Below are 21,633 nucleotides of genomic sequence, written 5' to 3' on the forward strand. Positions count from 1 at the left end.
GTCGGCTCACGCGCGCGACATCTTCTCGAACCGCTTGATCAGGCGCTCCCGCTTCAAGCGCGACAGCCGCCTGATCCAGAACACGCCGTCGAGCTGGTCGATCTCGTGCTGATGGCAGACGGCGCGCAGGCCGTCAGACTCCTCGGTCTGCGTGTTGCCGTCGCTGTCCTGATAGCGGATGCGGACGCGCGCATGGCGCTCGACCTCGTCGGTGACGCCGGGCATCGAGACGCTGCCCTCCTTGTGCAGGATCATCTCATCCGAGGTGTAGATTATCTCCGGATTGACATAGGTCCGCGGCCCCTCGCGCGCGTCGAGCTCGAGCACAACGACGCGCAGCGCCACGCCAATATGCGGCGCGGTGATGCCGATGCCGGGCGCGGCGCGCATGGTCTCGAGCAGATCCTGCGCCAGTTCGCGCAGCGCGTCGTCGAACATGGTCACCGGCTCGGCTGGCAGCGCCAGCCGCGGATCGGGATAGCGGACGATGGGGCGAATGGTCATGGGAGCGTCATAGGCCAGCGCAGGACGCCGGACAACACGCGCATGCAGATGCCGCGTGCGGCGCGCCGCTCAGAGATGCTTTTCGAAGAACAAATCAGGGTAGGGGTCGTCGTTGAAGCGCGGGATCTCGGTCCAGCCGGTCCGGCGATAGAGCTGGCCGGCTTCGGCCAGCGCGCTGTTGGTGTCGAGCCGCAGCACCGCGATGCCGAGCTCGCGTGCGGCCTTCTCGGCCGCGTCCATCAGGCGGCGGCCGAGGCCGAGACCGCGGGCGCTAGGTGCGACCCAGAGCCGCTTGATCTCCGCGAACTCACTGCTGCCTTTCAGCCCGACGCAGCCGATCGGCAGGCCGTCGGACATCGCCACGATGAAGCTGCCGCGCGGGCGGACCATGTCCTTCGCATCAGGGTCGCGCGACAGCTTGACGTCAAAACCCTGTTTGAAGCGCCGCGCCAGCTCGGCGTAGTATTCGCCGAGGCAATAGCGCGCCTCGTCGCCGCGCGGGTCCATCTCGTGCAAGGCGGTGCCGTCGCGCCCGAGCGCCGAGGCGATCAGATCCATCGCCGAAAGCAGCGCCTCGCGCTGGGTGTGGTGGGCGAGAAAATCCTTGGCCTGCCGGTTGGAGATCGCCTCATAGGCGTTGAACTCGCGCTTGCCCGCAGGCGTCAGCTTGGCGATGCGGCGGCGAGCGTCGCCGTCATGCGCCGTGGTCTCGATCAGCCCTTCGTCCTCGAGGCTGCGCAGCAGGCGGCTCATCAGGCCGGAATCGAGCCCGAGATATTCCCTGATGTCGCCGACATCGGCGCGGCCGTGCCCGATCGCGTTCAGCACCCGCGCCGCGCCGAGCGGCCGGCCGCGGCCGAGGAACGAGGTGTCGAGCGCACCGACAGCGGAGGTCACGGCACGGTTGAAACGACGGACGCGGGAGACAGGGTCGAGCATATATCTGACTTTAGTCAGATATCGTTGCAGTGTCAATCGGCGGCCGATCCCGTTGATGGAGCCGGTGCGAACCTGCTGCGAGCCGGATATTGCTGGAACCTAGCCCCGCGCCAGCACCAGCACGTTGCCGGCAAGGATCGCGGCTGCGCCGGCGAGCACCGGCCAGCCCAGCACGAGATGCTCGAACAGCGCCGACAGCACGAGCGCCACGAGCGGCACCAGTGCGAGCGTATACGCGGCGCGGCCGGGACCAAGCCGGCGCACCAGCTCGAAATAGAGCATGAAGGTGACGCAGGAGGCGGCGACGGCGAGATAGAGGAAGCTCGTCAAATAGGAGAGCGAGACGTCGGCGGCAAACTGCGCGCCGGTCGCGACGGCCCAGAGCGCGCTCGCCGCCGCGCCGACGAATGCGCCCCAGGCGAGCACGGAGACGACAGGCAGTCCGGCGCGCTGGTTGCGCGCGCCGACGGTCGTCCCGGCACCTGTCGCGATCGCCGCCGTGAGCGCCCAGGCGAGACCCGCAAGCGGTGCGGCGCCATGCGCGGTGGCGCCGGGCAGGAAGATGATCGCAAGCCCAAGGATGCCGCACAGCGCGCCCCACACGAAGCTCGGCGAGATCGGGACGCCGAGCGCGGCCCGCGCGATCACGGCCGCGAACAGCGACGATGTCGACAGCACCAGCGCCGCGAGTCCGCTCGGCATCCGCGCGGTCGCTTGATAGAACGCGATGAAGGCAATGGCGAAGAACAGCAGGCCCTGCGATGCGACGGCCAGCCGGTCCTTGCGCGGGATCGCGAGCGGCACGCCCCGTAGCCGGCCGTAGCCGAGCAGGATGAGGCCCGCGACCACCATGCGCAGCGCGACCGACCATGGTGCGGGCGTGACGCCGGCCTGCATCGCGGTTGCCAGCGCGCCGCCGCCCCACAGCAGTGCGGTCAGCGCGAACAGTGCGGCCGTCATGGCGTACCGGCGTCGTCGAGCAGCGCGCGCCAGCCGACGGCGTCGATCCGCGCACTCTCGCCCTCGAGCCGGGTGAGTGCGGAATCAAGTGTTGTCCGCTCGCTGTCCGACAGGCGCGCAAGCAACCGTGCTTCGATCGCGCCGCCCAATGCGGCGATCCGGTTGAAGGCGGTCCGGCCGTTGCGGGTGATGCTGACGGCGGCGAAGCGGCGGTCGGTCTTGCCGGGGCGTCGCACCGCGAAGCCGAGCTCTGTGAGCTGGCCGATGCCGCGGCTGACCGCGAACGGATCGAGCGCACAGGCGCGGCCGATTTCGGAGGCATTGGCGGCGTCGCGCTCGGCGATGACGGCGAGGATGCGCCAGCCGGCCTGGCTCAATCCGAACGTCTCGCCGTAGAAGCTCTCGAGCGGGCGGGCGACCTGCGCCGCGACGAGGAACAGGCGATAGGGCAGCCAGGCGCTGAGCTTCAGGCCATCGTCGGATGCGGGGGCGGCGGTTTGCTTCATGCCGGTGAGGCTCGCACAGATAATTGCAGAGTGCAAGTATTATGCAAAGAGATTGAAGCGATCGGAGCGCATGCGCGAAAATCCCGACACACTTGTCACTCCCATCATCCGTTGCCGACGCGCCAGATTGCGGCATGGCCAATGACGAACGGCCTCGGCGCGGGAACCGCGCCGTGGTCGCGGAGTTCGTCCAATTCGAAAGATGGAGACCATCATGAATAAATCTGCTGACAACGATCGCGGCGGGCTGGCGGGGATGCAGACACCGCCGGTGGTGTCGAAGGAGGCGTGGGAGGCGGCGCGCCTGGAGATGCTGGTGAAGGAAAAGGCGCAGGTGCGGGCGCGCGACGCGCTCGCCGCCGAGCGGCGGCGGATGCCGTGGATGGCGGTCGAGAAGGCCTATGTCTTCGAGGGGCCGAACGGCAAGGCGAGCCTGCTCGATTTGTTCGAAGGCCGCCGGCAGCTGATCGTCTACCGCGCGTTCTTTGAGCCCGGCGTGTTCGGCTGGCCGGATCACGCCTGCCGCGGCTGCTCGCTCGGTGCCGATCAGGTCGGTCATCTCTCGCATCTGAACCAGCGCGACACCACGCTGGCTTACGCCTCGCGCGCGCCGCAGGCCGATATCGCGCGGCTGAAGGCGCGGATGGGTTGGGAGATGCCGTGGTACACGATCACCGACAGCTTTGATGCCGACTTCGGCGTCGCCGAATGGCACGGCCACAACGTGTTCGTCCGCGATGGCGAGCGGGTCTTCCGCACCTATCTCGTCAACAGCCGCGGCGATGAATCGATGGGCACGGTGTGGAGCTATCTCGACATCACGCCGTTCGGCCGCCAGGAGCTGTGGGAGGATTCGCCGAAAGGCTATCCGCAGGGCCCGACCTACAAATGGTGGAACTGGCACGACAATTACGAGGCCGAGGCCGCGCCGAACGCGAAGTGGGCCGCCGTGACCGACGCCGGCGAGGCCGCGTTCCGCAAGATCGCGGAACAGGAACGCAACGCCACTTGACGGGTGAGTGTAGGGAGGACGCGCGGCGTCCTTCCTACCGGCCGTCGTCCTTCGCGCCCGCGAGTCCCTTCAACGCCGACAGCGTCTGCCGCAGCCCGCGGTCGAGGCGCTTGTCGCGGCGGATCACGACCGCGAGCCGGCGGTGGAGCTTTGGCGACAACGACCGGACCATCAGGTCGCGCTGCTTGGTCCTGGCAGGCACGGCCATGCCGGGCAGGATCGCGCAGCCGAGGCCGGCGCGCACCATCTCCTTGATCGCCTCGACGCTGCCGAGAGACATCAACGGCTTCAGCGACACGCCGCCGCGTGCCAGCCACTCGTCGGCAGTGCGCCTTGTGTTGCCGCCGGGCTCGAACAGCAGAACCGGCCTGGTCGCCAGCACCTCCGGCGTGATCCGCGCCGGCAGCAGCATGTCGCGGGGCGCGATCAGCACGAACTCGTCATTCATGACGGGTGTGATCTCAAAGCTTCGCCCCGACACCGGCAGCGTGACCAGCCCGACGTCGATCGTGTTGTCCTCGACCGCCCGTGCGATCTCCGCGGTGTTGCCGGTCGTGACCGTGATCTCGAGCGAGGGCAGTGCGGCGCGCAGCTCCTTCAGGATCGGTGGCAGCAGGAAGATGCAGGCGGTCGCACCGGTGCCGAGCCGCACGCGGCCTGCCGTTCCCGTGGTCTGCTGCGCAACGGCGTCGACCGCCGACGTCACCGCCGCGTTGATCTGCTGCGCATGCGACAGCAACGCTGCGCCTGCGGCGGTCGGTCTGGCCTTGCGTCCGACTCGCTCGATCAAAGTTGCGTTGAGGCTGCGCTCGAGCTGACGCACCTGCAGGCTCACCGCCGGCTGGGTGAGCTGCAGCCGTTCGGCCGCGGCGGAGAAGCTGCCGCAATCGATCACGACGGCGAAGCTTTCGAGATAGTCGAGGTTGAGGTTCTTCATCAAAGCATCTCTTATGCTACGCATAACTAACCAAAGCTTCACTTATATAACGCGAGGGCGCATGCTCGGGCAATATTGACGGCTCGGGTGAGAGACGGAATGACGGCAGGCAGCAACGGCGTCGTGGTGCGCGACGCAGCGCACGACGACATGGCTGACGTGCAGGGCATCTACGCCCATCACGTGCTCAACGGACTGGCGACCTTCGAGGAAGTGCCGCCGACGGTGGACGAGATGCGCAGCCGCCGGAACGCCGTGGTGGCCGCGGGCCTGCCGTATCTGGTGGCCGAGGTGGATGGCCTTGTCGCCGGCTATTGCTATGCGACAGCGTATCGGCCGCGACCGGCCTATCGCCACACCATCGAGGACTCGGTCTACGTATCCGACGGGCTACACGGCCGCGGTATCGGCGTGGCGCTGCTTCAGGGCTTGATCGCGCGCGCCGAAGCGGGGCCGTGGCGGCAGATGCTGGCCGTGATCGGCAACAGCGGCAACGCCGGATCGATCGCGCTGCACCGTCGCATGGGCTTCGAGATGGTCGGGACGCTGAGATCGGTCGGCTTCAAGCTGGGGCAATGGGTCGACACCGTGCTGATGCAGCGGCCGCTTGGGCCGGGAGCCTCCACGCTTCCCGCGGAGAGGGAATTGCCACGGTGATCGCCCGCCGCGTTGTGGCCGCCCTCGGGCTGGCTCAACTGATCTCGTGGGGCGCGACCTACTATCTGATCGGCGGCTTCGGCGAGCAGATATCAGCGGATCTCGGCTGGGGGCGCGACTTCGTCTACGGCGGATTCGCCGCGGCGCTGCTGGTGATGGGTGTGGCGTCACCGCTTGCGGGGAGATGGGTGGACAGAATCGGCGGCCGGGAAGTCATGGTCGCAGGCGCCGTGGTCAACGCGCTCGGCTGCGCCGGTCTGGCGGTCTCGCATCAGATCAGCACCTATTTCGCATCCTGGATCGTGCTCGGCCTCGGCATGCGGCTGACGCTGTACGATGCGGCGTTCGCCGCGCTGGCCCGGATCGGCGGACCGGAGGCGCGCCGCGCGATGTCCGGGATCACCTTGCTCGGCGGGTTGGCGGCAACCGTGTTCTGGCCGCTCGGCCATATGCTGTCGGAGCATTTCGGCTGGCGCATCGCCGTGTTGGCATATGCCGGCCTTGTGTTGTTGACGGTCCCGCTGCATCTGCTGATCCCGAACAAGCGATTTGACGGCGTGTCGGGTTCCGCAACGGTGGTACTCAAGCCACCGCGCGCTGCCGACGGTCAGCAACTTGCGGCGGCCGGCGCGCTCTATGCTGTGATCATGACCGGCGCGAATTTCCTGAATGCAGGCTTGTCCGCGCACATGATCGCGGTGCTCGCCGGGCTGGGGCTCACCGTCACGGTAGCCGTATGGATCGCGACCCTTCGGGGCATTGGGCAATCCGCCGCGCGGCTCTGCGAAGTGCTGTTCGGTGCACGGCTCGATCCGCTCGCGCTCAATTTGATGGCCTGCCTGATCATGCCGTTGTCGTTCATCGCCGGTCTGTTCAGCGGAACGGCGAAGGAGATGGCGATCGCCTTCGCGCTGCTCTACGGCGCCTGCAACGGCATTCTGACCATCACCAGGGGAACGCTGCCGCTGATCCTGTTCGATCATCGCAGCTATGGCACGCTGGTCGGCCGGCTCATCGTTCCGAGCTTCATCCTGCCCGCGGCGGCGCCGCTGATCTATGCGATCGTGATCGACCGGTACGGCGATGCCAGCGCGCTCTATCTCTCCACTGGCCTTGCCGTGACGACGTTGCTCGCGGCCGCGATGCTGAAGGTGATGTTCCCCAGAACTTCGTGAGTTCAAGGACTCGCTGCGGTGCGCGGCGCAAGTTATCCTGTTGCAAAACCAGATAAGGGAGGAAGAAGAACATGGTGCCGTCGACCAAGACCCGCGTCGCTGCGTTGGCTCTTGCCGCGCTGCTGTCCTGTGCCGGAGCGGGACTGGCGCGCGCCGAGACGCCGGGCGACCGGACGGTTGCGCTGCTCAAGAAGCTGATTTCCTTCGATACCTCGAACGGTCCGGGCGATACGCGGGCGCTCGCCGAGTATCTGAAATCACAATTCGCGCCGCTCGGCGCCGAGGTGGACATCTTCGTCGCCCCGAACGGCAAGGCCGCGCATTTCATCGCGCGGCTGCGCGGCGACGGCTCGCGGAAACCGGTGCTGCTGGCGGCGCATGCCGACGTCGTTCCGGTCGAGCGCGAGAAATGGACCGTGGAGCCGTTCGCCGGCGTCGAGAAGGACGGGTTCGTCTACGGGCGCGGCGCGATGGACTTCAAGGGCGGGCTCGCCGTCTTCGCCAGCGCGGTGATGCGGCTCGCGGAGGAGAAGACGCCGCTGTCGCGCGACGTGATCTTCCTCGCCGAGGCCGACGAGGAGCAGGGGCAGTACAGCACGGTGTGGCTGGCGAAGAGCCATTGGGACAAGATTGACGCGGAATTCGCGCTGAACGAAGGCGGCTATGTGCTGCAGGAGCGCGACGGCACGGTGCGCCAGATCAATGTCACGACGGCGGAAAAGCTCTCGGCGACCTTCGCCTTGAAGGCGACCGGTCCCTCTGGTCATTCCTCGCGGCCGTTCCCGGCAGGCGCCATGGCCAACGACCGGCTGATCGCGGCGCTGGCCAAGCTGGCGGTGCATGATCCGGCCGTCAAGCTGGTGCCGGCGACCGAAGCCTATTTCAAGGCGCTGCTTCCGATCAGTTCGGAGCAGACGGCAGCCGACATCAAGCAGCTACTGGCCGCAAAGGACCAGGGCGATCTCGATGTAGCCGGAAAGAAACTGGTCGCCGACAATCCCAAGGACAGCCTGCTGCTGCACGCGCTGCTGCGCGACACCATGGTCATCACCATGATCGACGCCGGCATCAAGCCCAACGTCATCCCCGGCGACGCCAAGGCGGTCGTGAACACGCGGCTGCTGCCGCGCACCACCACGGATCAGATGATCGAGGAAATCAAGCGTGTGATCGGCGATCCCGGCATCGAAGTCAGCATTGTGACGTCGCTGTCGCAGCAGGATGCGCGGGACGCTTACTTGATGCGCTCCAAGATCCCGGCGTCCCCCATCAATACCGAGCTCTATGCGGCGCTGGACCGCAACGCAAAGCGGGTCTGGAAGGACGCCGTCCTGGTGCCGACGATGTTCGAGGCGGGTACTGACGCCATCGCCTGGCGCGAGCGCAACGTGCCCGTCTACGGCATCTATCCCTATCCGCTCGACGACGACATCCTGAGCCGGATGCATGGCAACGACGAAAGGATCGGCGTCGAGGCCATCAAGCAGGGGGCGGAGTGGGTCTACAACACGCTTCGTGAGGTCGCGAAGAAGTAGGGCTCAGTGCGAGATGTAGTTACCGAGAAAATCACGCTTGCCGAGCGGCACGCCGCGATGGCGCAGGATGGCGTAGGCGGTCGTGATGTGGAAGAACAGGCTCGGCAGCGCGAAGCCGTACAGATAGCGCGCTGCCGGCATCGGCGGGACGCCGAACGGCAAGGTGATGGTGCGTTCCGCCGCTTGATCGAAGGCCTGGACCGGGACCGTGTCGATGTAGTCGAGCGTTCGCGAGATCCGGGCGTAGGCCTCGGCGAGGGTCCGTTCGTCGTCGGCAAAGGGCGGTGGCTCGAGGCCGGCGAGCCGCCCGGCAGCGCCCTTGGCGTGATCGCTGGCCCGTTGCACCTGGCCGACCAGCGTCAGCATGTCGGGCGCCAGCCGTGTCGCGAGCATGGCGTCGGGATCGAGACCGCGTTCGCGGGCGTGGGCCTCGCCCTTGCGCAGCAGATTGGCAAGCGCGTCGAGCATCTGCCGGAACACCGGAACCGAGGCGTCGTATAACGGGGCGTTCATGGAATTGTCCTCGTCTCACTTCAAGCCGAAGGCTCGCGCGGCAGCCACAGCGATAGCCAGCCGCCGAGCGCCAGCAGCGCGACATTGCAGCCGAGCGCGACCGTGAAGGCGTGGGCGTAATCGTCGGCCTGCGGATGCGGCCCGAGCAGGCTGTAGAAGACGCCGCCGATCACAGCGACGCCGAGTGCGGCGCCGATCTGGAAGGTCGAGATCATCATCCCCGATGCCAGCCCGGCGTGACGCGGATCGATGCTGCCGATCACGGCCTTGATGACCGACGGCATCACGGTGCCGAAGCCGAGCCCGCCGCAGATCAGGCCGAATTCAACGCTTTGGGGCAGCGCGCCACTGACCGACAGCATCACGACACCGAAGCCGATGACCTGGAGCGCGAAGCCCAGCGTCAGCGTGCGTGCGCCGAGCCATTGCATCACCAGCGACGACACCAGCGAACTCACGAAGAAGCCGGTGGCAAAGGGCAGGGTGGCGAGGCCGGCCGCCAGCGGTGAAAAATGCAGCCCGCTTTGCAGGTAGACCGCAAAGGTCAGGTAGAACGACGACAGCATGTAGAAGGCGAGCGCCATCACCAGCCCGATGACGAAATCGCTGTTGCGCAGCAGATGCAGCGCGACCAGCGGGTCGCCGCCGCGGGCTGCGAGGCGCGCCTCGAAGCGGACGAAGGCAGCGAGCATCAGCGGAGAGGCCAGCAGCATCGCGACGATCCAGGCCGGCCAGCCGGATTCCCGGCCCTCGATCAGCGGATAGACCAGGAAGCCGAGCGTGAGCGACAGCAGGATGACACCGCCGATGTCGAGCCGTTGGGCGTGCTCGGCACGCGAGTCGGTCAGGAACAGCAGTCCGCCGATGAACGCGATGAGGCCGATCGGCACGTTGATGAGGAAGATCGCCTGCCAGGCCAGCCCGAACGGATGCGCCGAGACCAGGACGCCGCCAAGTACCTGGCCGCAGATGTTGGCAAGGCCGAACGTCGCGCCGTAGAAGCCGAGCGCGCGGCCCTGTTCGGCCGCTGGAAACAGCACGCGGATCGAGGCCAGCACCTGCGGCGCCATCACGGTGGCGGTGAGGCCTTGCAGGATCCGCCCGGCGACGAGCACGTCCGGCGACCACGCAACGCCGCACAGCACCGACGCGATCGTGAAGCCGGCGACGCCGGTCAGGAACATGCGCCTGCGGCCAAGCAGGTCGCCGAGCCGCCCGCCCGTGATCAGGAAGACCGCGTAGGTCGCGGCATAGGCCGAGATCACGAACTGCACCTCGCTCGCCGTAGCGCCGAGATTGTCGCGAATGGCCGGTAGCGCAAGGTTGACGACGTTGAAGTCGAGGATCGGCAGGAAGGCGCCGGTGAGCAGCACGGGCAGCGCCAGCCATCGCCGCGGGTCGACCGTTGCCGGCCGCGTGCCGTGCAATTGCAACGTCTCGGTGGTCTCGCTTGTCACCCGCCAGCTCCTCTGCGTTGCCGGCGCGGCGCACGAGGTGCGCCCGTCGGTCAAACTTTTCGGGAAGATGGCCTGTCTGTTTGTGATAAGATATTCGCGAACTCTGCTAATCGAGTTTGCAAAAATGAACAGCCCGCTCGACTGGAATGATCTTCGCCTCGTTCTCGCCGTCGCGCGCGAAGGCAGCCTGTCCGGGGCGGCGCGCAGGCTGGGCGTGACGCATTCGACGGTGTTCCGCCGCCTCGGCACGATCGAAGCAGCGATCGGCACGCGCCTGTTCGAGCGCTCCCGCGATGGTTACGCGCCGACTCCGGCCGGCGAGACGGCGGCGGCGTCGGCGGCCCGGCTCGAGGATGAAGTGCTCGCGCTCGAGCGCAAGCTGGCGGGACAGGACCTCAGGCCGTCAGGCCCGGTCCGGATCACGACGACCGATACGCTCGGCGCAGTGCTGATGCGGCATCTGCCCGCGATGCGCGCCGCGCATCCGGAGATCCAGCCGGAGATCATCATCTCGAATGCGCTGGCGAACCTGACGCGCCGCGAGGCCGAGATCGCGATCCGGCCGACGCCGGCGCCGTCCGAACTGCTGGTCGGGCGGCGCGTCGCCGATATCGCCCACGCGGTCTACGGATCGCGGACCTATCTCGCCCGGCATGACGACAAGGATCTGTCGGCACATGACTGGGTCGGGCTCGACGATGTGCTGGCGGCAACCGTCATCGCCGGCTGGATGCGCGAGAACCTGCGCTCGGCGCGCTTCGCCTGCCGCGTCGACGCGCTTCCGGCGCTGCGCGACGCCGCGGCCGCGGGACTAGGGCTGGCGTTGCTTCCCTGCTACGTCGGCGATCTCGCGCCCGCGCTGCGCCGCCTGACCCCGAAAGCGCTCGCCGAGCCGCGCTCGGCGCTGTGGCTACTGACGCATGACGATCTCAAGCGTACGGCGCGCATCCGCGCCACGCTCGATTACCTGGCCAAGGCGCTCGCATCGGAGCGGGCGCTGTTCGAGGGAAGGCGAGCCGGCCGCGCGGGGCGATAGCCGACAGTCATGATCGTGCGGTCTCGGTCAGGACCCGAGTGCCGCGGTGACCGCTCGCGTGCCGCTAGCTGCGCTGCCTGTGCTCACCGGCGGACGATGATGCTCGCGAAAGGCGCTTGCCAGCGTTTTCAGCGCCGCACGTGATCTCGAGTCCGACAAGGTCGATAGCAGCATGATTTCGGACGGCGGCAGCGCGGGGAGTCCGAATTTCCTGCTCACCTCGATTGTGCCGGGCGGGGCAACGCGGCATGAGAATACCGAGATGGCGAGGCCGGCCGAGACCGCCTCGGCGACGGCGAAGGCGCCGCAACCAAGGAAGGTCTCTGTCCACGCAAGTCCCGCCGCGTCGAGCGCATGCGTGGCAGTGTTGAGGATGCCGCACGACGGTGATGAGGCTGCCAATCGAAACGGCTCTCCGGCGCGATGGATGAAATCCGGCGTGGCGAACCAGCCGAAATGGTCCGGTCCCAGAACGTCGCCGTCGCGCCGGTCGTCCTCCCGAAACACGATAACGGCATCAATGGCTCCGCGATCGAAGGAACTGAGCAGGTCGCGGGCATCGTCGAGCCGCACCTCGATCGTCAGTGCCGGGTCATGCGCATTCAGCCGCGCCAGCAAGGTGGGAAGCTCGGGGGCCCCGACATGGGTTGCGATTCCCAACGAGAAACGGCGTCGCGCTGACGACAATCCGGCGACCGCGCGGTCGTGCGCGGCAAGGAACGCGCGAGCTGATTCGAGAAACACGGCGCCCTGTGCCGACAGGCGCACCAGCCGCGGCGTTCGCTCGACCAGTTTTTGGCCGACCCGGTCCTCAAGCCGTTTCAACTTCACGCTGATCGCGCCTTGCGTGGTGCCGAGCGCGGCGGCTGCACGGGTGAAGCTCTGCAACTCGGCAATCGTCACGAACGCCTTCACGGCATCGACATCGAGTGTGGTCATGTCAGTCATCCGGAATTGTTGTCTCTGAAATATCTAGTCATCCAATTCACCAATGTTCAAGCCGTGACTAGCTTTGCGTTGTGAAGCGCCGCGGCCACCCGATTCCTGCCGCTGCTGTCTCAATACATCGTGAGTCGATCGACCGACGCTGCTGCCAGCACCCTGGCAAGAGCGTGCGGTATTCCGTTGGCTTGCCACAACAAAAGGCCTGATCATGTCCACTGAACTGAGCCGCCGCGGCGCCGTCGTGTTGTCCGCCGTATGTCTTGCCTGCCTGATGTTTGGATTGGAGATATCCAGCATTCCGGCGATCCTGCCGACGCTGGAGCGGGTGCTGCATGCCGACTTCAAGGCGCTGCAATGGATCATGAACGCCTACACGATCGCGGTGACCACGGTGCTGATGGCGATCGGGACGGTGGCGGACCGCTACGGGCGCAAGCGCATCTTCCTGGTCGCGATCGCGGCGTTCGGCATCACCTCGCTGATCTGCGGCGTCGCCCAGAGCGTCGAAATGTTGATTATCGCCCGGTTGCTGCAGGGGCTGAGCGGCGGCGCGCTGTTGATCTGCCAGATCGCCGTGCTGTCGCACGAATTCCAGGGCGGCCGGGTGCGCGCCGTCGCCTGGGGCTGGTGGGGCGTGATCTTCGGCATCGGTCTCGGCTTCGGGCCGATCATCGGCGGTGCCGTGGTCGCGCTGCTGAGCTGGGAATGGGTATTCCTTGTCCACGTGCTGTTCGCAGCCGTCGCGTTCGTGCTCACGATCGGCGGCGTGCATGAATCGAAGGATCCGAAAGCAAGCAGCCTCGACGTCGCCGGCATCGTGACGATGTCGCTCGCGGTGTTCTGCCTCGCCTTCTACATCACGCAGGGGCCGGATCTCGGCTTCGTCAGCCCGAAGGGGCTTGCGATCCTCGGCGTCTCCGCGGTGAGCTTCATCGCATTCCTCGTTGCCGAGAGAATCAGCCGGCGGCCGATGTTCGACTTCTCGGTGTTTCGGATCCCGGCATTCTCCGGCTCGATCGTCGGCTCGGCCGCGATGAACCTCAGCTACTGGCCTTTCATGATCTATCTGCCGATCTGGTTTCACGCCGGCCTTGGCTATGACAGCGTGTCCGCCGGGCTCGCGCTGCTCGCTTACACGCTGCCGACGCTGGTGATGCCGCCCTTCGCCGAGCGTCTGTCGCTGCGCTACCAGCCGGGCCTGATCATTCCGGCCGGTCTGTTCACCATCGGCATCGGATTCATGCTGATGAAGTTCGGCAGCGCCACCGCACAGCCCGACTGGCTGACGATGCTGCCGGGCTGCCTGATCGCCGGAATTGGCCTCGGCATCACCAACACGCCGGTCACCAACACGACGACGGGCTCGGTCTCGAGCGACCGCGCCGGCATGGCCTCCGGCATCGACATGAGCGCGCGGATGGTCTCGCTTTCGGTCAACATCGCCCTGATGGGTTTCATCCTGGCGAGCGGCGTGCTGGCGCATCTGAAGGCCGTGCTGCCGGCGCTGGAGGGCGCGCAGCTCCGCAGCATCGCGGAGCGGATCGCGTCCGGTGATGCCGCATCCGCGCCGGAGCTGACCGGCCCTGTCGTGCATCAGGCGCTGGCGAGCGGCTTCGGCTGGGTGATGCTCTATGGCGGCATCGGCGTGTGGATCATGGCCGCGATCAGCTTCCTGATCTTCAACGCTCGGCCGGTGCGGCAGGCCGAAGTTCAGGGCACCAAGTGAACCTGATGTCGCCGCGCTCGGCCCGCGCGACAGGGGCGGGCAGGCGCATCGGTCACTTCACGAGGGTCAGCAGCGGCTTGTCCTTCTCGACGATATAGGTCGCAAGCTCGCTGGCAGTGACGCTGCCGACGTTCCTTGCCGCATGGATCGTGCCTGCGGGGATGAACAGCACGTCGCCAGCCTTCAGCGTTGCCGGCGGTCGGCCGTCGACATCGTATTCGAGGGTCCCGGCGAGCACGTAGATAACCTCTTCGCCGGGATGCGTATGCCGGTCGAATGCCTTGCCGGGCGCGATGTCGACACGCACCTGGACGGCTTCGCGTCCGGGTGCGCTCAGGTCGTGGCGCTGCAAATCGGTTCGCGTGAACCCGGCCGGCTGCTGCGCCTGGGCCGGCGGTATCGTCAGGAAACTTCCGGCGATCAGGGCCGCTCTTGCGAGCAGGCGCGTCGCCGTCATCAGCTTGCTGGTCATCTTGAACTCCGGGGTTGTCTTCTGGGCCTGTCCGACCGCGGACCGGCAGGCGGCCGGTCCGCGTCGGAGGTCGTCATGCGATCGTCTCAAACGAGGGTGGTGGTGACGTCGATGTTGCCGTGGACCGCCTTGGAGTAGGGGCAGATGCCGTGCGCGGCTTCGATCAGCTCCTGCGCAACCTCACGCTCGACGCCGGGAACGTGGACGTTGAGGCGCGCGCTCAGGAAGAAGGCGCTACCGGCCTGGTTCAGATCGATCTCTGCGTCGACCTCGGGCTCGCTCGCCAGCTTGACCTTGCGCTGTCCGGCGGCGAGCTGGATCGCGCCGATGTAGCAGGCCGACCAGGCGGCGGCGAACAGGTTTTCGGCGGCCGGGTGCGGCTGCGGCAGCTTGACGTCGAGGAAGCCGTCGCGCGAGCGGGCGGCGCCGTTCGGGCCGGCGGTGACGTGGGTCTTTCCGGTAACGAGAACCTTGGCATTGGCGGTCATGGCGAGCTCCTTTGGTTGAAGATAGATCGTATCCGATCTAATCGGATGCGCGTTGAAATAGACCTCGCATTTGACCATGTCAAGCACTTCCGATTTAATCGGATACGATTTATATTGGCCGAGACTTCACAAACTCCGGAGACGCCCGTGACCCGCACCGCCAAGGCCGAGACCAAGGGCCGAAAACTCTCGAATTTTCTGTGCTTTGCGGTCTATTCGGCCAATCTGGCCTTTGGCCGCGCCTACAAGCCGATCCTCGACGCGGTCGGCCTGACCTATACCCAGTACATTGCCCTGGTGGCGCTGTCGGAGGCCGACGAGCAGACCGTGAGCGCGCTCGGCGAAAAGCTGTTCCTGGAATCCAACACGCTGACGCCGATCCTCAAGAAGCTGGAGCAGAGCGGCTACATCAGCCGCGTCCGCGATCCCGCCGATGAGCGGCAGGTGCGCGTGAGCCTGACGGCGGCGGGCCGGCGCCTGCTCGACAGGGAGATCAACGCGTCGCTGGTCGACGCCACCGGGCTCGGCGACGAATTTCCCATCGTGCAGAAGAGCGTGGTTAGGCTGCGCGACAATCTGCTGCACCACACGCGCGGCGATTCGAAGAAGGGCTGATGCTGCGGCAGCGACGCGCCGGTACTCCACGACGTGCCGCCGGACCAAATTGTAACGGGCTATATCCGCGCCGCGTCGTTCCGCATTTTCGCCACGGCGCAACCGGCAACTCCGCTCCGCTTCTGGATGACGCGGAGGAGAGTTCGACTTGCGCAGAATGTTGCCATCCGTCTGCGGGATGATCGCGACGGCGAGTTTGCTTTGGACGACAGTGCCGATCGCTCTGGCGCAACCGGCTTCACCGGATCGAGCACCGCCATCGCAGCGCGCGGGCGGCGATCGTTCGCCGGCGGTCGCGGCCGAGATATGGGACGCCAATCATGATGGCGTTTACACCTGCGACGAGTGGAAAGCCTATCTCGGGCGGCTGTTCGATCGCGCCGACCGCAATCACGACGGACAACTCGCGCCTGCGGAGTTCGAGGGCGTTCGTCGCGCCGGCAGCGCGCTCGCCGATGCGGATTTCGGCTATTTCGACGAGAACCAGGATGGCAAGATTACCCGCCGCGAGTTCGTCGAGAAGCCGAACGAGTTCATCCTGCAGAACGACAAGAACGGCGACTGCCGCGTCACGCCGGAGGAGCTCAAGGGGTCGACGACGGAGGAGAAGAAGCCCGGCGGCAGGGGCAAGCGATTCTGAGGGGCTAGCCGGACACGAGCTCCGGAAGCGCGGCGTGGGCCTGGCTTGCCGTGCTCCGATCCGATCCAAGATGCACGGCGCCTGGCAATCTGATCCGGACAAGCAGGCCGTGCGGTGCGTTGTCGTGCAACGACAGCTCGCCGCCGTGGCCGCATACCATGGCATGAGCGATCGAAAGGCCGAGCCCGAAGCCGCTCTTCTCGTCCATGGTGCGGGCCTCGTCGCCGCGGACGAAGGGCTTCAACATCTCGGCCCGGCGGTGCTCCGGAATCCCCGGGCCGTCGTCCGATACGTCGATGGTGGCGTGATCGGCGGATGCGGTCAGCCGGATATCGACCTCGCTGCCGAACCGCAGCGCATTCTCCACCAGGTTCGTCACGGTCCGGCTGATATCGCTGGGGCGGATCAGCAGCGAAGCCCTGAGCGGACCGTGGTAGCGCACGACATGGCCGCAATCGGAGAACTGCTCGCTGATCGTCTGCAGCAGGGCGGCTACGTTCACAAGGGTCGGTTTCGCCGCGCTGCCGCCGCTCAGGAATGACAGCACCGATTCCAGCATGGCCTGCATCTGGTCGAGGTCGTGCAGGGTCTCAGCACGCTGGGCGTCGTTCTCGATATATTCGGATCTGAGCCGCAGCCGGGTGATCGGCGTTCGCAAATCGTGACTGATGGCGGCGAGCATGCGCGTGCGGTCATTCATCAGCGTGGTGATGCGTTCGCGCATCCGATTGAGTGCGACCGCGGCGGCGCGGATCTCCTCCGGGCCGGTCTCCGCAAGCGGAGCGGCCGCCTGGCTGATGCTGAAATTCTCGGCGGCGCGGGCAAATGCCGAGAGCGGAGCACTGAGCGCGCGACCGGCCCACACGCCGAGTAGCGTGACGCTCACGAACAGGAACAGGAATGTGCTGACCCAGAACACGCCGAAGAAGGGCGGCATTTTCGTCGGGCCGATCGTCGCTTCGAACAGGGCCCCGTCCGGCAACCGCACCGCCGCCGGCGTGGTCTTCGACGCGAGCTCATCGACATCGTCGACGCCTGATACTCCGGACGACGTATCGTCAGACGCGCCTGGACCTGCGTCGCGCAGTGTGAAATGCAGCCGGGGAAACGCCCGATCGGCCGCCTGCAGCAGCATTGCGCGCTCGGCAGTAGGGGTCTCGGCGAGAAGCCGGGCAACCAGCTGGAACTGATGGATCGGCCTGTCCGCAAACGATCTCGGTTTCTGGCTGGTGAAATAAAGCCCGATCAGCGCGTGGATCAACACCAGCGAAAACAGGACCAGCGCGGCGATCTGGCCGCTGATCCGCCGGAAGCTGAAGAGCGCGACAATCCTGCGGGTCCAGCTCATGCATCCTCCACATGCGGCGTGAAGATGTAGCCGCCGGTGCGCACCGTCCTGATCACCGACGGTCCTTCGCCGATATCGAGCTTGCGGCGAAGCCGGCTGACGAGCACGTCGATGCTGCGCCCGAATGGGCTGGCCGGCCGGCTGCGCGTCATGGTCAAGAGGCCATCCCGCGTCAGGATCCGGCCGGGCCGCTCGCAGAAGGCCTGCAGCAGGTCGAACTCCGCGCTGGTCAGCGGGACCTGGGCGCCGTCGGGATCGCGCAGTTCGCGCAGGCGAAGATCGATGGTCCAATCCTGGAAGCGCAGGCGCGCGGCGCTCTGGCCGGAGCGCCCGGCAAGACCGGCCTGGGCCTGGCGGCGCAGCACCGCGTTGATCCGCGCCAGCAACTCGCGCGGATTGAAGGGTTTGGCGAGATAGTCGTCCGCCCCCATCTCGAGCCCGAGGATCCGGTCGAGGTCCTCGCCCTTCGCCGTGAGCATGATGATTGGAATCGTCGAGTCGCTGCGAAGGCGCCGGCACAGCGTGAGCCCGTCCTCTCCCGGCAGCATCAGGTCGAGCACGACGAGATCGAGGGAGTGTCCGGCAAGGTAACGATCCATTTCCTTGCCGTTCGAGGCGGTGGCCACCAGGCACGATTGGTCGCGCAGGTAGCGGGCAATCAAGTCTCTGGTCGGCAGATCGTCCTCGACGACCAGGATCTTTGGCGTATGTGCGAGCATGGTTTGCGACTAGACCTCGTCATCAGGGCATTTGCGCGCATTGCAGCGCGCTGGCTTAGCCACCAATCGACCAGCATGCGCATCGCTTGTGGGCGGCATTGCGCCTTTTCGTAAGCATAGTGTTTCTGAACTGTAAGCGGCGCTCGCGGCCGGAAACAAAACCGGGACCGGGGCTGCGTCGTACAGCGCTCACAGTCCCCAATCACTGGAAATAATCCCGCAATCCAGCAGCCACACCGCAGCCATCACGATCCCGTCACAACGGGTGGCTTGTTCGCGAGGTGTGGAATGAAGATGTGGCGGAGCTTTGTCGCGGCGATTGTGCTCTCGGGCCTTTCGATCCCGGCGACTTCGGTGACTTGGCTGTTGTTGGCACCGGTGGCGGCCCAATCGGTCGATGCGATCGCGATCGAAGGCAATCGGCGGGTCGAGGCGGAGACCATCCGCTCCTATTTCAGGCCGGGGCCGGGCGGCCATCTCGATCAGGCTGCGATTGACGATGGACTCAAGGAGCTGGTCGGGACCGGGTTGTTCCAGGACGTCAAGATCAATCACACCGGCGGACGGATCGTCGTCTCGGTCGTCGAGAACCCGGTGATCGACCGTGTCGTGTTCGAAGGCAACAAGAAGGTCAAGGACGAGCAGCTCTCGGCCGAGGTGCAATCCAAGCCGCGAGGCACGCTGTCGCGACCAATGGTGCAGTCGGATGCGCTGCGGATCGCCGAGATCTACCGCCACTCGGGCCGCTACGACGTGCGCGTCACGCCTGAGATCATCGAACGCTCGAACAACCGCGTCGACCTCGTCTTCACTGTCGACGAGGGCGCCAAGACCGGTATCAAGACCATCGAGTTCATGGGCAACAACGCCTTCACGGCCGCGCGCCTGAAGGATGTGATCAAGACCCATGAGACGAACTTTCTGAGCTTTCTCGGCAGCGCCAACATCTATGACCCCGACCGCGTCGAGGCCGACCGCGACCTGATCCGCCGCTTCTACCTGAAGCATGGCTATGCGGACGTGCAGGTGGTGGCCGCGCTCGCCGAGTATGACCGCGAGAGCAAGGGTTTTCAGGTCACCTTCAAGATCGAGGAGGGGCAGCAGTACCGCGTTGCGACGGTGAGCTTCCGCTCGACTGTTGCGGGCTTCGATCCGAGCATCCTGCGTTCGCTTTCGCGGGTCAGCGAAGGTTCGCTCTACAATGTCGAGGCGATCGAGAAGTCGGTCGAGGAAATGCAGATCGAAGCGTCGCGCCGCGGCTACGCCTTCGCGGTGGTCCGTCCGGACGGCGACCGGAACTTCGAGGCCCACACGGTGGGAATCATGTTCCGCGTGGAGGAGGGGCCGCGCACCTATATCGAGCGGATCGACATTCGCGGCAACGGCCGAACGCGCGATTACGTGATTCGGCGCGAGTTCGATCTCTCCGAGGGCGATGCGTATAACCGTGCGCTGGTCGATCGTGCCGAGCGGCGGCTGAAGAATCTGGACTACTTCAAGACGGTCAAGATCACCACCGAGCCCGGCTCATCGAGCGATCGGGTGATCCTGATCGTCGATCTGGAGGAGAAGTCGACCGGCGACTTCTCGGTCTCGGGCGGTTACTCGACGACCGACGGCGCGCTCGCCGAGGTCAGCGTCTCCGAACGCAATTTGCTCGGCCGCGGCCTGTTCGCGAAAGCGACGGTCAGCTATGGCCAGTATTCGCGCGGCCTGTCGCTCTCCTTTGTCGAGCCGTATCTGCTCGACTACCGCGTCGCGCTCGGGCTCGATGCGTATTACAAGGAGCAGCTGCCGACCGACTACACGACCTACGGCGTGAAGACGATCGGGTTCTCGCCGCGGCTGGGTCTCGCCTTGCGCGAGGACCTGACGCTCCAGCTGCGCTATTCGCTCTATCAGCAGGAAATCTCGCTCGATAGCGCCTATAACAACTGCAACAACAATGCCTCCAACGCCTCGCTCGCGTTCAATCCGACGCCCGCTTACATCAAGGATGTGCTCGGCGGCGTCGATCCGACCAACTCGGTCTCATCAGGACTCTATGGATATGGTTGCTACGGCGACGGCGAATCAACCTTGCCGGTGCGCAAGGAGCTGGCTGCGGGCGCGACCTGGACCTCGCAAATCGGCTATACGCTGACCTACAACACGCTCGACAACACCAAGAACCCGACCGACGGCCTGCTGATCGACTTCAAGCAGGATTTTGCCGGCGTCGGCGGCGACGTGACGTATCTGAAGAGTGCGGTCGATGCGAAATACTACACGCCGCTGGTGTCCGACCTCATCGGCCTGATCCATCTGCAGGGCGGCGTGCTCACCAAGGTCGGCGACAACGATCTGCGCATGCTGGATCATTTCCAGATGGGGCCGAACCTGGTGCGCGGCTTTGCCACCAACGGCATCGGGCCGCGTGACATCACTTATGCGAGCTTCGGGGCGGTCGGCGATGCGCTCGGCGGCACCAAATATTGGGGTGCGTCGATGGAGCTGCAGATGCCGTTCTGGTTCCTGCCCTCGGAGGTTGGGCTGAAGGGCGCGGTTTATGCCGATGCCGGTTCGCTCTGGGGCTACGAAGGGCCGACCTCGTGGACCGCGACCGGCGAGGTCAACACGCCGGCGTGCCCGACCTGCGGCTTGCAATACGACGATCAGAACGTCGTGAGAACCTCTGTCGGTGTCGGTCTGATCTGGGCGTCGCCGTTCGGGCCGCTGCGCTTCGACTACGCCGTGCCGATCACGAAAGGCAAGTACGACATTGTGCAGGAGTTCAGGTTCGGCGGCGGGACGTCGTTCTGATCTGGCAAGCCTGCCACCTACCGACGAGGCGGCGGACTGACGCTCTGATCAGTCTATCGATGCCGCGCTGCCGCCGAGCGTTGCCAGCACCAAATCGGCGCGCTCTCGCGGTGATGTCCTAGGCAGGTCGATGACGTCGTAGCCGAGCATGGGAAGCGTCTCCATCAGCCGCTGATACTCGGCCGTCGCGGCCTCGAAGCCGTGCCGTCGCTCCGCGTCGGTAACGTAGATCTCGGGCCACGGCGGTGTCACGAACACGCGCGCGTGGTAGCGATGGTCGGAGCAGATCGGGCGCAGCACCGGCGCGCCCGTCAACGCCTCCAGCGCCGACGCCGCGTCGACGAGGCCGCGATCGAAGAACACCCATCCGGATTGAGCCTCGGCGATCGCCATATCCTTCAGCGCGACGTCAATGGCGCGGCGCAGGAAGGCCGCGGTATCGACCCAGGGCAGGGCGTTGCCGCCCGACACAAGCTCCTCCGCGATGATGCGGCGGCCGGGCTCCTCGACGACCGGATGGCCGCGGCCACGCAGTTCCGCCAGCAGGGTCGATTTTCCGCCGCCGGAGCAGCCGGAGATCAGGACGAAGCGACTGTTCAAGAGGGGGTCCTTTCCTTGTAACGGAGAAAGCAGAGTGGCGTCCCGCG

Annotated in this window: 22 protein-coding genes; 9 read left to right on the forward strand and 13 right to left on the reverse strand. The window is 66.0% G+C overall.

Annotated elements, in window-relative coordinates; all coding sequences use genetic code 11:
- Positions 1-6 precede the first annotated feature (6 nt).
- From AC066Y_RS19290 to AC066Y_RS19305, 4 genes are all read right to left on the reverse strand, one after another.
- Complete coding sequence (locus tag AC066Y_RS19290; protein ID WP_478275262.1) at positions 7-504, reverse strand: peptide deformylase; 498 nt, start codon at positions 502-504, stop codon at positions 7-9.
- Positions 505-573: 69 nt separating this feature from the next.
- Positions 574-1,443, reverse strand: coding sequence for a bifunctional helix-turn-helix transcriptional regulator/GNAT family N-acetyltransferase (locus tag AC066Y_RS19295; RefSeq protein ID WP_478275263.1), 870 nt, complete (start codon positions 1,441-1,443; stop codon positions 574-576).
- Between the two features lie 99 nt (positions 1,444-1,542).
- Entirely contained in the window at positions 1,543-2,403 is an 861-nt protein-coding gene (locus tag AC066Y_RS19300; RefSeq protein ID WP_478275264.1) for a DMT family transporter, read from the reverse strand.
- Positions 2,400-2,909, reverse strand: a complete 510-nt coding sequence (locus AC066Y_RS19305; protein ID WP_478275265.1) for a MarR family winged helix-turn-helix transcriptional regulator — start codon at positions 2,907-2,909, stop codon at positions 2,400-2,402. Before AC066Y_RS19305 ends, AC066Y_RS19300 begins: the two co-directional genes overlap by 4 nt.
- Positions 2,910-3,123: 214 nt before the next feature.
- On the opposite strand from AC066Y_RS19305, the gene AC066Y_RS19310 reads away from it, so the two are divergent.
- Positions 3,124-3,921 (forward strand): DUF899 domain-containing protein, encoded by a 798-nt coding sequence (locus AC066Y_RS19310; protein WP_478275266.1) that lies wholly within the window; start codon positions 3,124-3,126, stop codon positions 3,919-3,921.
- A 34-nt stretch (positions 3,922-3,955) separates the two neighbouring features.
- Here AC066Y_RS19310 and AC066Y_RS19315 read toward each other — a convergent pair whose 3' ends face one another.
- Complete coding sequence (locus tag AC066Y_RS19315; RefSeq protein WP_478275267.1) at positions 3,956-4,858, reverse strand: LysR family transcriptional regulator; 903 nt, start codon at positions 4,856-4,858, stop codon at positions 3,956-3,958.
- A 99-nt stretch (positions 4,859-4,957) separates the two neighbouring features.
- Here AC066Y_RS19315 and AC066Y_RS19320 point away from each other — a divergent pair, with 99 nt between their 5' ends.
- The 3 genes from AC066Y_RS19320 (at position 4,958) to AC066Y_RS19330 (ending at position 8,225) form a co-directional block, all read left to right on the forward strand.
- Entirely contained in the window at positions 4,958-5,515 is a 558-nt protein-coding gene (locus tag AC066Y_RS19320; RefSeq protein ID WP_478275268.1) for an N-acetyltransferase family protein, read from the forward strand.
- The gene (locus AC066Y_RS19325) at positions 5,512-6,690 is read left to right on the forward strand and encodes an MFS transporter (RefSeq protein WP_478275269.1); all 1,179 of its coding nucleotides are present in this window, start codon (positions 5,512-5,514) and stop codon (positions 6,688-6,690) included. The genes AC066Y_RS19320 and AC066Y_RS19325 overlap by 4 nt, the downstream gene beginning before the upstream one ends.
- A gap of 71 nt (positions 6,691-6,761) precedes the next feature.
- Complete coding sequence (locus AC066Y_RS19330) at positions 6,762-8,225, forward strand: M20/M25/M40 family metallo-hydrolase (protein ID WP_478275270.1); 1,464 nt, start codon at positions 6,762-6,764, stop codon at positions 8,223-8,225.
- Positions 8,226-8,228: 3 nt separating this feature from the next.
- Here AC066Y_RS19330 and AC066Y_RS19335 read toward each other — a convergent pair whose 3' ends face one another.
- Positions 8,229-8,738 (reverse strand): DUF1993 domain-containing protein, encoded by a 510-nt coding sequence (locus tag AC066Y_RS19335; protein WP_478275271.1) that lies wholly within the window; start codon positions 8,736-8,738, stop codon positions 8,229-8,231.
- Positions 8,739-8,758: 20 nt separating this feature from the next.
- A complete protein-coding gene (locus tag AC066Y_RS19340; RefSeq protein ID WP_478275272.1) occupies positions 8,759-10,195 on the reverse strand; it encodes an MFS transporter in 1,437 nt (478 codons plus the stop codon).
- Between the two features lie 124 nt (positions 10,196-10,319).
- On the opposite strand from AC066Y_RS19340, the gene AC066Y_RS19345 reads away from it, so the two are divergent.
- Positions 10,320-11,231, forward strand: a complete 912-nt coding sequence (locus tag AC066Y_RS19345; RefSeq protein ID WP_478275273.1) for a LysR family transcriptional regulator — start codon at positions 10,320-10,322, stop codon at positions 11,229-11,231.
- 27 nt (positions 11,232-11,258) lie between these two features.
- Here AC066Y_RS19345 and AC066Y_RS19350 read toward each other — a convergent pair whose 3' ends face one another.
- Complete coding sequence (locus AC066Y_RS19350) at positions 11,259-12,170, reverse strand: LysR family transcriptional regulator (protein ID WP_478275274.1); 912 nt, start codon at positions 12,168-12,170, stop codon at positions 11,259-11,261.
- 214 nt (positions 12,171-12,384) lie between these two features.
- On the opposite strand from AC066Y_RS19350, the gene AC066Y_RS19355 reads away from it, so the two are divergent.
- Positions 12,385-13,902 carry an MFS transporter gene (locus tag AC066Y_RS19355; protein ID WP_478275275.1) on the forward strand — a complete coding sequence of 506 codons (1,518 nt, stop codon included), beginning with the start codon at positions 12,385-12,387 and terminating at the stop codon, positions 13,900-13,902.
- A 52-nt stretch (positions 13,903-13,954) separates the two neighbouring features.
- On the opposite strand, the gene AC066Y_RS19360 is transcribed toward AC066Y_RS19355, so the two are convergent.
- Positions 13,955-14,359, reverse strand: a complete 405-nt coding sequence (locus AC066Y_RS19360) for a cupin domain-containing protein (protein ID WP_478275328.1) — start codon at positions 14,357-14,359, stop codon at positions 13,955-13,957.
- A 101-nt stretch (positions 14,360-14,460) separates the two neighbouring features.
- The gene (locus AC066Y_RS19365) at positions 14,461-14,862 is read right to left on the reverse strand and encodes an Ohr family peroxiredoxin (RefSeq protein WP_057019809.1); all 402 of its coding nucleotides are present in this window, start codon (positions 14,860-14,862) and stop codon (positions 14,461-14,463) included.
- 147 nt (positions 14,863-15,009) lie between these two features.
- Between AC066Y_RS19365 and AC066Y_RS19370 the strand changes: the two genes are divergently transcribed.
- Together AC066Y_RS19370 and AC066Y_RS19375 are read left to right on the forward strand one after the other, a co-directional pair.
- Positions 15,010-15,477 carry a MarR family winged helix-turn-helix transcriptional regulator gene (locus AC066Y_RS19370; protein WP_478275276.1) on the forward strand — a complete coding sequence of 156 codons (468 nt, stop codon included), beginning with the start codon at positions 15,010-15,012 and terminating at the stop codon, positions 15,475-15,477.
- A gap of 211 nt (positions 15,478-15,688) precedes the next feature.
- Positions 15,689-16,117, forward strand: a complete 429-nt coding sequence (locus AC066Y_RS19375) for an EF-hand domain-containing protein (RefSeq protein WP_478275277.1) — start codon at positions 15,689-15,691, stop codon at positions 16,115-16,117.
- 4 nt (positions 16,118-16,121) lie between these two features.
- Here the strand turns inward: AC066Y_RS19375 and AC066Y_RS19380 are convergent, their stop codons facing one another.
- Positions 16,122-17,465, reverse strand: a complete 1,344-nt coding sequence (locus tag AC066Y_RS19380) for an ATP-binding protein (RefSeq protein WP_478275278.1) — start codon at positions 17,463-17,465, stop codon at positions 16,122-16,124.
- Positions 17,462-18,184: a response regulator gene (locus AC066Y_RS19385; protein ID WP_456762988.1), complete on the reverse strand. Its 723-nt coding sequence runs from the start codon at positions 18,182-18,184 to the stop codon at positions 17,462-17,464. The genes AC066Y_RS19380 and AC066Y_RS19385 overlap by 4 nt, the downstream gene beginning before the upstream one ends.
- A gap of 288 nt (positions 18,185-18,472) precedes the next feature.
- On the opposite strand from AC066Y_RS19385, the gene bamA reads away from it, so the two are divergent.
- The gene (gene bamA, locus AC066Y_RS19390) at positions 18,473-20,986 is read left to right on the forward strand and encodes an outer membrane protein assembly factor BamA (RefSeq protein WP_478275279.1); all 2,514 of its coding nucleotides are present in this window, start codon (positions 18,473-18,475) and stop codon (positions 20,984-20,986) included.
- A gap of 48 nt (positions 20,987-21,034) precedes the next feature.
- Here bamA and AC066Y_RS19395 read toward each other — a convergent pair whose 3' ends face one another.
- Complete coding sequence (locus AC066Y_RS19395; protein WP_478275280.1) at positions 21,035-21,586, reverse strand: AAA family ATPase; 552 nt, start codon at positions 21,584-21,586, stop codon at positions 21,035-21,037.
- Positions 21,587-21,633: the final 47 nt, after the last annotated feature.

The sequence above is a fragment of the Bradyrhizobium sp. USDA3010 genome (assembly GCF_056429065.1).

Excerpts from the sequence above, each read along its gene's own strand:
- AC066Y_RS19290 (WP_478275262.1), bottom strand. The coding sequence starts at position 504 with ATGACCATTCGCCCCATCGTCCGCTATCCCGATCCGCGGCTGGCGCTG.
- AC066Y_RS19295 (WP_478275263.1), bottom strand. The coding sequence starts at position 1,443 with ATGCTCGACCCTGTCTCCCGCGTCCGTCGTTTCAACCGTGCCGTGACC.
- AC066Y_RS19300 (WP_478275264.1), bottom strand. The coding sequence starts at position 2,403 with ATGACGGCCGCACTGTTCGCGCTGACCGCACTGCTGTGGGGCGGCGGC.
- AC066Y_RS19305 (WP_478275265.1), bottom strand. The coding sequence starts at position 2,909 with ATGAAGCAAACCGCCGCCCCCGCATCCGACGATGGCCTGAAGCTCAGC.
- AC066Y_RS19310 (WP_478275266.1), top strand. The coding sequence starts at position 3,124 with ATGAATAAATCTGCTGACAACGATCGCGGCGGGCTGGCGGGGATGCAG.
- AC066Y_RS19315 (WP_478275267.1), bottom strand. The coding sequence starts at position 4,858 with ATGAAGAACCTCAACCTCGACTATCTCGAAAGCTTCGCCGTCGTGATC.
- AC066Y_RS19320 (WP_478275268.1), top strand. The coding sequence starts at position 4,958 with ATGACGGCAGGCAGCAACGGCGTCGTGGTGCGCGACGCAGCGCACGAC.
- AC066Y_RS19330 (WP_478275270.1), top strand. The coding sequence starts at position 6,762 with ATGGTGCCGTCGACCAAGACCCGCGTCGCTGCGTTGGCTCTTGCCGCG.
- AC066Y_RS19335 (WP_478275271.1), bottom strand. The coding sequence starts at position 8,738 with ATGAACGCCCCGTTATACGACGCCTCGGTTCCGGTGTTCCGGCAGATG.
- AC066Y_RS19345 (WP_478275273.1), top strand. The coding sequence starts at position 10,320 with ATGAACAGCCCGCTCGACTGGAATGATCTTCGCCTCGTTCTCGCCGTC.
- AC066Y_RS19350 (WP_478275274.1), bottom strand. The coding sequence starts at position 12,170 with ATGACCACACTCGATGTCGATGCCGTGAAGGCGTTCGTGACGATTGCC.
- AC066Y_RS19355 (WP_478275275.1), top strand. The coding sequence starts at position 12,385 with ATGTCCACTGAACTGAGCCGCCGCGGCGCCGTCGTGTTGTCCGCCGTA.
- AC066Y_RS19360 (WP_478275328.1), bottom strand. The coding sequence starts at position 14,359 with ATGACGGCGACGCGCCTGCTCGCAAGAGCGGCCCTGATCGCCGGAAGT.
- AC066Y_RS19365 (WP_057019809.1), bottom strand. The coding sequence starts at position 14,862 with ATGACCGCCAATGCCAAGGTTCTCGTTACCGGAAAGACCCACGTCACC.
- AC066Y_RS19380 (WP_478275278.1), bottom strand. The coding sequence starts at position 17,465 with ATGAGCTGGACCCGCAGGATTGTCGCGCTCTTCAGCTTCCGGCGGATC.
- AC066Y_RS19385 (WP_456762988.1), bottom strand. The coding sequence starts at position 18,184 with ATGCTCGCACATACGCCAAAGATCCTGGTCGTCGAGGACGATCTGCCG.
- bamA (WP_478275279.1), top strand. The coding sequence starts at position 18,473 with ATGAAGATGTGGCGGAGCTTTGTCGCGGCGATTGTGCTCTCGGGCCTT.